An 11,674-nucleotide genomic window follows, 5' to 3' on the forward strand; every position below is an offset into this window, starting at 1 on the left:
GCAGCTGGCTGGAATTGGTGCACCGTCTCATGTCGGCCCGCACAAGGCAGGCCTGATGGGACGGCACGAACAAGTTGGCTCCCGGTCATGGGTAGACCGAGAACCGGCTGTGTGGTTCGACCGGCGGCTGGAAACCAGCAGCCGATCGCCCGCACTGGCGTTTTCGTCCTCTGTTCTGTTGTCAAGGAGCGCTGCGCAGGCGAAGCCGCCGGCAGCTGACACTCGATCGGCGCCTGCTGCTCTCTGCGAAGGAGTGCTGCGAAAGACGCCGCCGGAGGTGTCGAACCCCTCCTGGACGGCAGTTCCGCCCCTGAGGGGGACGCATGACACTACAGGCGGCGACGTACCTCCGCAACCATCCTCAGCAGCCGATTCAGCGCGATCGCGCAGGATTCAGGGAGCGGTTGCGGCGTGCCAGCGCTTCTTGCCCCGTCGCAGCAGCACGTACCGGCCATGCAGCAGGTCGCTGGCGTCCACGACGCGGTCCGGATCGCTGGTCCGCTCGCCGTTGATGTACACGCTTCCCTCGGCCAGCGCCCTGCGCGCCTCGCTGCGGCTCTGTGCCAGCTCGGCATCGACCAGCACGTCCACGACCGATGCGCCGAGCGCGCGCAGCGGCCCGGAAGGGACCTCTTCGGAGACGAATGCCAGCGCAGCCGCCGAAGCTTGTCGCACAGGCACGCCGCCGCCGAACAGCACCTCGCTGGCGCCTGCGGCAGCCGTGGCCGCCCCGTCGCCGTGCACGATGCGGGTGATCTCGGCCGCGAGACGCCGCTGTCCCGAGCGCCGTCCCGGATCGGCGTCGTGCGCGGCGGCGATCTCGCGCACCTCGGCCATGTCGAGGAACGTGAGCTGGGCCAGCAGCCTCGCGATGTCGACATCGTCGACGCCGATCCACGACTGGTAGAAGCGGTACGGACTCATGGCTTCCGCGCTGAGCCAGAGCGTCTCGCCGCCCGCCGTCTTGCCGTACTTCGTGCCGTCGCTGCGGGCGAGCAGCGGCCACGTCAGTGCGTGGGCAGCGCGTCCCAGCCGGCGACGGATCAAGTCGATGCCGAGCACGATGTTGCCCCACTGGTCCGAGCCGCCGACCTGCAGCTCGCACTCGACATTCTCAGCGAGCCACAGGTAGTCGTACGCCTGCAGCAGCATGTAGCTGAACTCGGTGTAGGACAGTCCGTCGCCCTCATTGAGCCGGTTGCGGACCGACTCTTTGCCCACCATCTGCTGCACCGTGACGTGCTTGCCGACGTCTCGCAGGAAGTCGAGCACGCCCACGCCGACGGTCCAGGCGCGATTGTCGAGCAGTCGCGCTGCGCAGGGCCCGTCGTCGAAGTCGAGAAACTGGCGCAGCTGGGGAACGATTCCCTCGAGATTGCCGGCCAGTGCATCGTCATCGAGCAGGTTTCGCTCGGTCGAGCGCCCACTGGGATCTCCGACCATGCCGGTTGCACCGCCGGCCAGCGCAATGGGGCGATGCCCGCCGAGCTGCAGCCGCCGGAGCGTCAGCAGCCCCATGAGATTGCCCACATGCAGGCTCGCGGCGGTGGGATCGAAGCCGCAGTACACCGTGATCGGTCCGGACTCGAGGCGCTGCGCGAGCGCCTGGCGGTCCGTGGTCTGATGGATCAGTCCACGCGCGTCGAGGTCGGCCAATACGTCCACGCCGCCAGTCTGCCGGACAGGTTGCGTCCTCAGGTCGCGTCGGTTGGCTAGTTGCGGGGCGTCCAGCGAAAGAAGCGCAGCGTGACCAGCACCCCGAAGGCGCCCCACGCCGCCAGGATCAGCCAGCGCCATGCCGGCATCGGCACGCCTTCGCTGAATGGGTCGAAGGTGCGTCCCAGCGCAACGGCCAGGTGCTTGATGGGGAAGATGTCGCCGATGAGGGTCATCCAACGCGGCGCGCCCTCCGAGGGGATGAACACATCCGAGACGAAGTACAGCGGCAGCACGCACATGTTCGTGATCGCCGGCGCTGCCTGCTCGCTGGGGCACACGCAGGTGATAGCGAGCCCCAAGGCCGAGAACGCCGCCGCGCCCACTCCGAGCGTGATGAGCAGGCTCGGCACCGCACCTGGTTGGACTTCGACGCTGTAACCGAGCCAGCCGATGCAGATCACGAGCGCTGTCATGAACGCGGTCAGCACCAGCGACGCGGCGAGCTGCCCGCCCACGTAGACCCACGGCGGCAGCGGTGTGGCCCGCATGGCCTTGAGCACGCCGTTCTCGCGCCTGATGACCGTGACGATGGCGGCGTTCATGAAGTTCGCCGAGACCAGCGCCAGCGCCAGGATCCCCGGGACGTACACCGTCGCGACCCGCGCGCCGGTCGAGCTGATGATCTCGTTGCCGAAGATCGAGGTGAAAATCACCAGGAAGATGATCGGCAGGACCACCGTGAAGAACGTGGCCGCCGGGCTGCGCCGGAAGCCCAGCAAGTTGAAACGCGCTTCGCTGCGCAGCTGCGCCAAGCGGGTCACGAGCCGTCTCCTGACAACGCCTCTCCGGTCAGTGCCAGGTACGTGTCTTCCAGCGTCGGCGGCTGCACAGCCAGCGAGTCCAGCCGGGTCCCGGCCGCATCGGCGGCAGCCAGCAGCTCGCGCAGCACCTCGCCGACATCGCGCGTGGCGATCGCAGGCCGTACATCCCGGGGCTCGGCGGCAGCCGTGCCGGCAGCGGCGATCGACGCCACCGACGCAACGTCGCCGCTGAGCAGGTCGCGCAGCCGATCAGGCAACGCCGCAGGGCTCAGCTCTGCGGCATTCCAGCTGATCTGCGACGGCATGGCGACGTGTGCCGCCAGTTCGACGGCTGTGCCGTCGGCAACGATGCGGCCCCGCGAGATCACCACGATTCGATCTGCCAGTTGATCGGCCTCGTCCATGTAATGAGTAGTCAGCAGCACGCTCACGCCCAGCGACCGCAGGCCGCCGATGGTCTGCCACGCCTCGCGGCGAGCAGCAGGGTCGAAACCAGTCGTCGGCTCGTCCAAGAACACCAGCTCGGGGTCGCCCACGAGCGCGAGCGCCACGGCCAGGCGCTGCTGCTGCCCGCCCGACAAGCGGCGAGTCCTAGTCCCAGCTGCATCAGCAAGTCCGACGAGTTCCAGCACGTCGGCCGTCGGTCGGGGCGACCGGTAATACGCCGACCACATCGTCACGATCTCCGCAGCCGTGAAGTCGCCTTCGTGCTTGGCCCCCTGCAATACGACCCCGATGCGCTCTCTCCACTCGGCAGTGGCCTCCGCCGGATCGACGCCCAGCACCTGCACGTCTCCCGAGGTCCGGGTGCGGAGGCCTTCGAGAATCTCGACCGTCGTGGTCTTGCCTGCACCGTTCGGACCAAGGAACGCCACGACCTCGCCGGTCTCGACGGACAGATCGACGCCGTCAACCGCCTCGATGTCTCCGTACCGCTTGCGGAGCCCGGCGACCTCGATGGCGAGCTGCGCGGCGTCGCTCATCTTGCCTGCTCGCCGATTGCGGCACTGCCGGGATGGCTGGCGAGGCCGTCAGCGAGATCGTCGGCGTCGGCGGCAGGGTCGTCGAAGATCTCGTCGGCGTAGCGCTCGGGATGCATCACTTGCGGCCGTACCGCGCCCGCATAGAGAAGTACGGCGAATGGCCCGAACAAGATGATCAGCAGGACCCAATGCCAGCGGCGCTTGCCCAGCGCCTCGAACCGCGCGCGGCCCAGCCGTCCGATGTCGACGATCCCACCGGCCATGATCAGCGCCGCCAGCGCGGCTGCGACGATCAGCACGATGCCCGAGTCCACCGGGTCACGCTAGTGGTGCGCCTCAATATTGAGAGGCCGCCGCCGGCATCGCATCAGGTTCCCAAGGAACCCACCAAGTCAGCGACATACACGCCCGCGCCCGCTGCGCCGGCGACGACAAGGCCGATGCCGGCGGTCCAGATCGTGCCGCTGAAGAGCAGGCGGCCGCCCACGGCCAGCACGACCGTCGCAGCGATGGCAGGCAATACCCGGCCCGGAACGTAGGACACGACAATCCAACCTGCAACGAGGCCGCACAAGCCCAGGACAACGTCTTCGACCAGCCGCACCACTGCGCGCACGGACTCACGGTACGCGCACCTCGGCCACGCGAGGTTCTGCGGCTCAGCCTCCTAATCATCCTCAGGCTGATGGGACCCGATCACGGCACGAGCGACTCCGAATCCGTACTTCGCCAGCCGGCGGGTGCTGGCATCGAGGCCCAGGTCGGCATCAGTGAGCTGATCGGGCGTCACCCAACGCAGCGCATCGGACTCGTGATTGGGTCGCGGCAACGCACCCGGCGGGCACCGGACCACGTAGCGGACGTCGAAGTGCATGTGAGAGGGCTCTGCGTCACGGCGATTGACGAAGAGGTGCACGTCGACGTCAACGGGTTCGCTCCAGACCTCCAAGCCGTCGATGCCGGTTTCCTCGCTGGCCTCACGCCGAGCGACCGCCCATAGCGAGGACTCGCCGTCCGCGTGGCCGCCCGGCTGCAGCCAGCGGCCGATCTTGGCGTGCAGGAGCACCAGGCCGCGCACTGCGTTGTGATCCACCACCCAGGCCGAGGCCGTCAGATGACCGGCTTCACAGGAGCGATGCAGTGCGTCCGGGTGGCGCGCCGCGAAGGCGAGCAGCCGGCGCCGGTTCTGGGCCTGCATGCGATCCTGCGGGGTGAAGCGCCGGACCGTCTCGACGGCCTCGGCGAGGCCGTCCGGCTCATCGGCGTGGACGGGCCGCTGCACCGCGGATGCGGCTGACAGCCAGCGCGGCCTGGTTGCGCCTGCGCTCCGGGCAGCGGGCTCGACGCGCTCCGCGGTCACGGCGCGCTCACATGGGGGTTTCCGGCGACGTACCAGCGCCACCGCAGGTCGGTGCCGCGACTGATCCCGATGCGCGATGACTGCGCCAGCTTCCCCGGAGACCAGCCGTCGTCACAGATGCTGAGGCCGCCGGCCGTCGTGAGGTCACAGCCGTCATGGGATCCGTCGATGCCGAACGCCTGGGTGAGCTTGGCGGGACCCGAGCAGAGTTCAGCGAAGGCCACGGTGCGGCCGCTGGCACTGCGGCGCGCCGTCATGGCATCGAACCCCCGGACGGGTTCCAGCGCACGCAGCAGCACGGCATCCCCGGTGCCCGCCGGTGCGCACACCGCGTTGGCGCACCAGTGCAACCCGTAGATCAGGTACACGTACAGGCGCCCCGGCGGGCCGAACATGGTGGCGTTGCGAGCGGTCGGGCCGCTGCGCGAGTGCGCAGCGGGATCGCCGTCACCGCAGTAGGCCTCGACCTCGACGATGCGGCCGGCTTGGGTTGATCCGCCGTCGAGCACCAGCAGCTTGCCGACAAGCTCGGGGGCTATCTCGGTTGCGGGGCGCTCGTAGAACTCCGGTTGTATCGCACGGGCCGCCACGTCTGCCAGCGACGGGCCGTCAGCCACTGGAGGGTCAACCTGCGGCTGCGGCGAGTGCGGCATCGAGCCGGTCGAGCTGGCGCGACACCGCGTCGGGGCCGCCGGCACCGGGCGTGCTGCGAGCACGGTACGCGCCACCCGGTGCCAGCCGTTGCGCTGCGGACGGTCCCAGATCAGGGTGCTGCGACACCAGATCGATCAAGCGAGCGGCACTGGCGTGCGGGTCTGGGTTCTCAAGCGCCTCGCGCACCAGCCCCGCGACCAGCGCGTGCGCGTCGCGAAATGCCATCCCCTCCGCCACGAGCCACTCGGCCACATCAGTGGCGGCTGCGAATGGATCGTCGGCGCCACGGGACATGGCGCCGGCGTCGAACCTGGCGGTGCGCAGCAACCCGTCGAGCGCCATCACGGTGAGGCGCACCGTGTCGACCGCGTCGAACAGCGGCTCCTTGTCTTCCTGGAGATCCTTGTTGTAGGCCAGCGGCAGGCCCTTGAGCGTCGTAAGGAACCCGGCCAGGTGCCCGATCAACCGTCCCGCCTTGGCCCGGGCCAGCTCGGCAGCGTCGGGATTCTTCTTCTGCGGCATCATCGACGAACCGGTGGCGAAGGCGTCGTCCAGCTCCACGAACCCGAACTCGGCGCTCGACCACAGGACGATCTCCTCGCCCAGGCGCGACAGGTGCATCGCGGCCATCGCCAGCGCGTACAGGGTGTCGGCCACAAAGTCGCGGTCGCTGACGGCGTCGAGCGAGTTCTCGAACACCGCGGCGAAGCCGAGCTCTGCCGCGGTGCGATGCGGGTCGAGCGGCAGCGACGAACCTGCCAACGCCCCGGCGCCCAGCGGAGACACGTCCGTGCGGCGCCTGGCGTCGCCGAGGCGCTGGAGGTCGCGCAGCAGCGCCCAGGCATGAGCGGCCAGATGATGCGCGAGGCCGACCGGCTGGGCTCGCTGCAGATGCGTGTAGCCCGGCAGCCGCACGTCCGCGTCATGCGCCTGGCGGGCTCGTTGGGCCAGCGTTCGAGCAAGGCCACCCATCGACGCCGCCACCTCGTCGATGGCGCTGCGTGTCCACAGGCGCAGATCGGTCACGACCTGATCGTTGCGGCTGCGGCCCGTGTGCATCTTGGCTGCCGCCGCGCAGAGCTCGGTGGCACGACGCTCGACAGCGGTGTGGATGTCCTCGTCGGTGGGGGCCCACGCCATACGGCCTTCGGCGATCTCTGCTTCCACCTGCGCGAGCGCCTCGCCGATGCCGTCGCGCTCGTCAGCGCTCAGCAACCCGACATCACACAGCATCGTCACGTGGGCGCGCGACGCGGCGATGTCCTCGGCGAACATTCGCTGGTCGAACGGCAGCGAATCGCTCAGTGCCGAGAGCGCATCGGACGGACCCGCGGCGAACCGGCCGTGCCACAGCGTGGTCGCGCCGGTCGGCGACGCTCCGCCTTCAGCGGCACCCGCCTCGGCGGAAGGTCCGGGATCTTGTGCAGACGATTCTTCAACAGACACAGTCTCAGCCGTTCACACGTTCACAGATCGGCCAGTTCGCGGCAATGGTCGGCGACTACTGCGCCGCCCGGTGGCTCGGCAGCCACGATGAGCAGCGTGTCGTCGCCCGCCACGGTGCCGATCACGCCGTCGAGATCGCTGCGATCGATGGCAGCGGCCACCACGTGGGCCGAGCCGGGGGGAGTGCGCAGCACCACGATGTTCTGCGAGGACTCCACAGCTAGCACCCAATCGCCGAACACGCGACGCAGCGTGTTGGTGGGCAGGGTTTCGGGCGCGTCGGTCTCGGGCACCGCGTACACCGTGCGGCCCGCGGTGCGCATCTTGGCGACACCCAACTCGTCGAGATCGCGGCTCACCGTGGCCTGGGTGACGTCGACCGCGTGCTCGCCCAGCAGCGCTACAAGCTGAGCCTGGCTGCCGATCTCGCGGCTCGCGAGCAGTTCGCGGATGAGGTGCTGGCGCTGTGCTTTGGTGGTCATGGCGCCGCTCCAGACTGGGCTGGTCCCGCGAGGAATGCGAGCAGGCCACGTGCAGCGTGCATGCGGTTGCGGGCCTGCTGCCAGATGCGACTGGCCGGGCCGTCGATGACGTCCGCGGCCACCTCCTCGCCCCGGTGCGCCGGCAGGCAATGCAGGAAGATGGCGCCGTCGGCCGCGAGCGACATCAGCTCCGGCGTGACCTGGTACGGGCCGAAGGCGGCCAAGCGCTCGGCCTGCTCGTCCTCCTGGCCCATCGAGGTCCACACATCGGTGTAGACGACGTCGGCGCCCGTCGCTGCCGCTGCAGGATCGTCGGTGACCATGCACTCGCCGCCGAGTGCGGCTATGCGATCGAGCGTCGCCTCCGACGGCCCGTAGCCGTCTGGCACCGCCAGCGTGCTCGGGATACCTGCCATGGCGCAGCCGATGGCCAGCGATCGCCATACGTTGTTGGCGTCGCCCACGAACGCGACACGCTCGGTGCGGTCCAGGCCGATGCACTGCGCAACGGTGAGCAGGTCTGCCATGGCCTGGCACGGGTGTGCATCGTCAGACAGCAGGTTGATGACCGGTGCCGCCGCGCAGGCCGCCATTCGCTCGAGGTGGCTGTGGCGAAAGACGCGCGCAGCGATGACGTCGTGGAAGCAGGCGAGCGTCCGCGCAATGTCCTCCGCGGGCTCGCGAACGTCCATGCCCACCTCTTCGGGACGGATGTAGACGGGATGCCCGCCGAGCTGGCGGACCGCCATCTCCATCGAGTTGCGCGTCCGGTTCGAGGCCTTCTCGAAGACCAGAGCGACGCCGCTGCCCTCCAGCACCTGGGGCGCGGCTTCGGAGGCGCGCGACGACATGTCGAGCACCCACTGCAGCTCGCCGGCCGACAGATCGTCCACTTCCAGGAAATGGCGCATCAATCCGGCCCCACGTTGCCGGCGAGCACCTTGGCGAAGATCGACAGTCCTTCGTCGATCTCCGATGACGAGACCACCAGCGGCGGAGCGAAGCGCACTGCCGTGGGCGTGATGCCGTTGACGACCAACCCGGCATCCAAGCACGCCGCGGCAACTTCGGGGCCGCTGCGGCCGATCGCTTCCGCGTCGAGCTCGGCCGCTATCAGCAGGCCCAAGCCGCGGGTGTCGGTGACGCCGGGGACGCCCATGAGCTTGCCTGCGAGCTCCTCGCCGCGGGCTGCGGCGACCGCTGGGGCATCGATCGCCTCCATGGTCCGCAGCACCGCTCGAGCCGCGCTGGCAGCCAGCGGCTGCCCGCCGAAGGTGGTGGCATGATCTCCGGGCTGGAATGCGCCGGCTACCTCGCGGCGCGCCCACACGGCGCCGATCGGCACGCCGTTGCCCAGCGCCTTGGCCATTGTGACGATGTCGGGCCTTGCGGCTGTGGTGGGCCCGCCGGCGGGATCGAAATGGTGATGCCAGGCAAACCACTTGCCGGTGCGTGCCAGACCGGTCTGGACCTCGTCGATGATCAATGCCAGGCCGCGCTCGTCGCAGAGCTCGCGTACCCGACCCAGGTAGTTGCTGTCGGCAACGTTCACGCCGCCCTCGCCCTGGACGACCTCAAGCAGCACGGCACAGCAGCTCGGATCCAGTGCGGCCTCGAGCGCTTCGGCATCGTTGTAGGGAACGTGGCGGAAGCCCTCCGGCAACGGCTGGAACGTCTCGTGCTTTTCTGGCTGGCCGGTGGCGTGCAGCGTCGCCAAGGTCCGGCCGTGAAATGAGCGCAGCGCGCTGACGACCACATAGCGGCCGCGGCCCGCGTACTTGCGAGCCAGCTTGATCGCCCCTTCGAGCGATTCGGCCCCGCTGTTGCAGAAGAACACCTGTCCCCCGCCGCCCTGCAGCCGGTCGATCGTCTGGGCCACTTCGGTCTGGGGCTCGGTGCCGAAGAGGTTCGACACGTGCAGCAGCGTGCGCGCCTGCTCGGACAGGGCCTCGGCGATCGCCGGGTGGGCGTGACCCAGCGACGTGACCGCCAGGCCCGCCAGGAAGTCGAGGTAGCGCTTGCCGTCGCGGTCGAAGAGCTCGCAGCCGCTGCCCCGCACGAACTGGACCGGAGGCGGCCCGTAGGTCGGCATGAGCGGGCAGTGCTCGAGCGCCGAGCCGCCCATTGCCGCGGCGTGTGCAGCGTGCGGTTGTGTCGCGTCGGTCATATCGCAGTGAACCTCTCGGTCGGTCGGTCGTCGGTGATCATCGTGCCGACTCCCGCATCGGTGAACAGCTCGACGAGCACCACGTGGGGCACCCGGCCGTCGAGCAGGTGCGCGCTGTTGACGCCGTTGCGGACGGCACTGATGCATGCCTCGATCTTGGGGATCATCCCGCCGACGATCTTCCCGCTCGCCATGCGCGCCGCCAGTGAGCCAGCCGTGGTGCGACGGATCAGCGAATCGGGCTGGTCGATATCTTCCAGCAGCCCCGCCACATCGGTGAGGTACACCACCTTCTCGGCCTCGAGTGCCTCGGCCACGGCGCCTGCCACGGTGTCGGAGTTGATGTTGTAGGCCTGCCCCTTCGCGTCGGCCCCGATCGTCGAGATGACCGGGATCAGCCCCTCGGCCAGCAGTCGCTCCAGCAGGTCGGTGTTGACGTCGGTGACCTCGCCCACGAAGCCGAGGTCGGGGTTGCGGGCCGTGGCAGTGATGACCCGGCCGTCCTCGCCGGAGATCCCCACGGCCATCGGGCCGTGCACATTGATCGCCCCGACGATGTCCCGGTTGACCTTGCCGACCAAGACCATGCGCGCGATGTCGAGCGTCTCCGCGTCGGTGACCCTCAGCCCGTCGCGGAACTCCGATGTCTTGCCCAGACGGGCCATGAGGTCGCCGATCTGCGGTCCCCCGCCGTGCACGACGACGGGAGCGAGACCGATCTGGCGCAGCAGCACCATGTCCGCGGCGAAACCGTCGGTCAGCGTCGTGTCGACCATGGCATTGCCGCCGAACTTGATGACCACCACCTTTCCCCGCCATCGGCTGATGTACGGCAGCATCTCCACGAGAAGCTCGGCGCGCTCGATCTGCGCGGCGTGAGCTGTGTCGCTCATGGCATCAGCCCCGTCGTCGGCAGGCCGTCTGTCTCACTCAGGCCGAGTGCGACGTTCGCGCACTGCACCGCCCCGCCCGATGCACCCTTGACCAGGTTGTCGATCGCGCTGAGCACCATCAGCCATCCAGTGCGGGTGTCGACCCGGGCACTCAGATGGCAGGTGTTGGCGCCCAGGGTGGCCTTGGTGTGCGGGGCGTCGCGGTGGACCACCACGAACGGCTCGTCCGCGTAGAACTCGGCGAGCAGCCCGAGGGCGTCCTCCGTCGTCATGCCCTCAGTCGGCCTCGCGTAACAGGTCGCCAGGATGCCGCGCACCATCGGCGCGAGATGCGGTGTGAACAGCACCTGGCATCCAGTCGCCTGCTCGATCTCGGGCGTGTGGCGGTGGTCGAGCAGGCCATAGGCCACGAAATCCTCATCGACCATGGAGAAGGTCGTGTTGGCCTTGGGGGCACGGCCCGCGCCGCTGACGCCCGACGCCGCGTCGACGACGACCCCGCTGGTGGAGATGTGGCCGCCGCGGGCGAACGGGGCCAGAGCCAGCGCTGCTGCCGTGGGGTAGCAGCCCGGAACCGCAATGCCCGCCGCCCCGCGCAACGCCTCGCGGCCCAGTTCGGGCAGCCCGTAGGAGAATTCGCCCAGTAGTTCGGGCATCGGATGGGGAGTGCCATACCACTGCGGGTAGTGCGCCGCGTCGGTCAGGCGGAAGTCCGAACCGAGGTCGATCACGCAGCCCACACGCTTGTAGAGGTCGGCGACGACCGGTGCGCTCGCCATGTGGGGCAGCCCCAGGAACACCGCGTCAAGGCCGACGAAGACGTCGGGGTCGTACGCGCAGTAGCGAAGCTCGCCGTAGTCGGCCGCCAAGCTCGGGTACAGGTCGCGCACAGCTGCCCCAGCCTGCGTGTCGCCGGCGACAGCGATGACATCGAACGACGGGTGCATCCCAGCCAGGCGGAGCAGTTCCGCGCCCGTGTAACCCGACGCACCGACGATGCCGATGCGTACCGGCGCAGCCGCGCCCTGCTGTGTTGCGGTGTGTGAGCTCATCGCCGCGATGCCGATCCGTTCGAAACTGGTTCTTGGCGAACCAGCAAATTCCCAGCGCCGCCTGCGGCGCCACATGACAGGCTAGCAGCAATCCGACCGTTGTATTCGTTGATTTGCAAATTTATTCACATCGAGTGGGGCCGCGCTGTGCCGCTCA

13 protein-coding genes are annotated in these 11,674 nt (G+C 68.9%); all 13 read right to left on the reverse strand.

What is annotated here, in order from left to right:
- Positions 1–393: 393 nt before the first annotated feature.
- From tyrS to argC, 13 genes are read right to left on the reverse strand one after another with little or no spacing between them, the layout of a single operon-like run.
- On the reverse strand, positions 394–1,665 hold the full coding sequence (gene tyrS, locus ACOGW9_RS01145) for a tyrosine--tRNA ligase (RefSeq protein WP_419907577.1): 1,272 nt from the start codon (positions 1,663–1,665) through the stop codon (positions 394–396).
- 47 nt (positions 1,666–1,712) lie between these two features.
- Complete coding sequence (locus ACOGW9_RS01150; protein ID WP_419907579.1) at positions 1,713–2,480, reverse strand: ABC transporter permease; 768 nt, start codon at positions 2,478–2,480, stop codon at positions 1,713–1,715.
- Positions 2,477–3,463, reverse strand: a complete 987-nt coding sequence (locus tag ACOGW9_RS01155) for an ABC transporter ATP-binding protein (RefSeq protein ID WP_419907581.1) — start codon at positions 3,461–3,463, stop codon at positions 2,477–2,479. Before ACOGW9_RS01155 ends, ACOGW9_RS01150 begins: the two co-directional genes overlap by 4 nt.
- Positions 3,460–3,777 (reverse strand): hypothetical protein, encoded by a 318-nt coding sequence (locus ACOGW9_RS01160; RefSeq protein WP_419907583.1) that lies wholly within the window; start codon positions 3,775–3,777, stop codon positions 3,460–3,462. Before ACOGW9_RS01160 ends, ACOGW9_RS01155 begins: the two co-directional genes overlap by 4 nt.
- Before the next feature lie 53 nt (positions 3,778–3,830).
- Positions 3,831–4,079, reverse strand: a complete 249-nt coding sequence (locus ACOGW9_RS01165) for a hypothetical protein (protein ID WP_419907585.1) — start codon at positions 4,077–4,079, stop codon at positions 3,831–3,833.
- A 51-nt stretch (positions 4,080–4,130) separates the two neighbouring features.
- Positions 4,131–4,823, reverse strand: a complete 693-nt coding sequence (locus ACOGW9_RS01170; RefSeq protein ID WP_419907587.1) for an NUDIX hydrolase — start codon at positions 4,821–4,823, stop codon at positions 4,131–4,133.
- Positions 4,820–5,440 carry a DNA-3-methyladenine glycosylase gene (locus ACOGW9_RS01175; RefSeq protein WP_419907589.1) on the reverse strand — a complete coding sequence of 207 codons (621 nt, stop codon included), beginning with the start codon at positions 5,438–5,440 and terminating at the stop codon, positions 4,820–4,822. The genes ACOGW9_RS01170 and ACOGW9_RS01175 overlap by 4 nt, the downstream gene beginning before the upstream one ends.
- 7 nt (positions 5,441–5,447) lie before the next feature.
- The gene (argH, locus tag ACOGW9_RS01180) at positions 5,448–6,923 is read right to left on the reverse strand and encodes an argininosuccinate lyase (RefSeq protein WP_419907591.1); all 1,476 of its coding nucleotides are present in this window, start codon (positions 6,921–6,923) and stop codon (positions 5,448–5,450) included.
- 20 nt (positions 6,924–6,943) lie between these two features.
- Positions 6,944–7,405, reverse strand: a complete 462-nt coding sequence (gene argR, locus ACOGW9_RS01185) for an arginine repressor (protein ID WP_419907593.1) — start codon at positions 7,403–7,405, stop codon at positions 6,944–6,946.
- On the reverse strand, positions 7,402–8,316 hold the full coding sequence (gene argF, locus ACOGW9_RS01190; protein WP_419907595.1) for an ornithine carbamoyltransferase: 915 nt from the start codon (positions 8,314–8,316) through the stop codon (positions 7,402–7,404). Before argF ends, argR begins: the two co-directional genes overlap by 4 nt.
- A complete protein-coding gene (locus tag ACOGW9_RS01195) occupies positions 8,316–9,572 on the reverse strand; it encodes an acetylornithine/succinylornithine family transaminase (protein WP_419907597.1) in 1,257 nt (418 codons plus the stop codon). The genes argF and ACOGW9_RS01195 overlap by 1 nt, the downstream gene beginning before the upstream one ends.
- Positions 9,569–10,465: an acetylglutamate kinase gene (gene argB, locus ACOGW9_RS01200; protein WP_419907599.1), complete on the reverse strand. Its 897-nt coding sequence runs from the start codon at positions 10,463–10,465 to the stop codon at positions 9,569–9,571. The genes ACOGW9_RS01195 and argB overlap by 4 nt, the downstream gene beginning before the upstream one ends.
- Positions 10,462–11,517: an N-acetyl-gamma-glutamyl-phosphate reductase gene (gene argC / locus ACOGW9_RS01205; protein ID WP_419907601.1), complete on the reverse strand. Its 1,056-nt coding sequence runs from the start codon at positions 11,515–11,517 to the stop codon at positions 10,462–10,464. Before argC ends, argB begins: the two co-directional genes overlap by 4 nt.
- Positions 11,518–11,674 lie beyond the last annotated feature (157 nt).

It is taken from the genome of Candidatus Poriferisodalis sp. (assembly GCF_965203655.1).
Taxonomy (GTDB): domain Bacteria; phylum Actinomycetota; class Acidimicrobiia; order Acidimicrobiales; family Poriferisodalaceae; genus Poriferisodalis.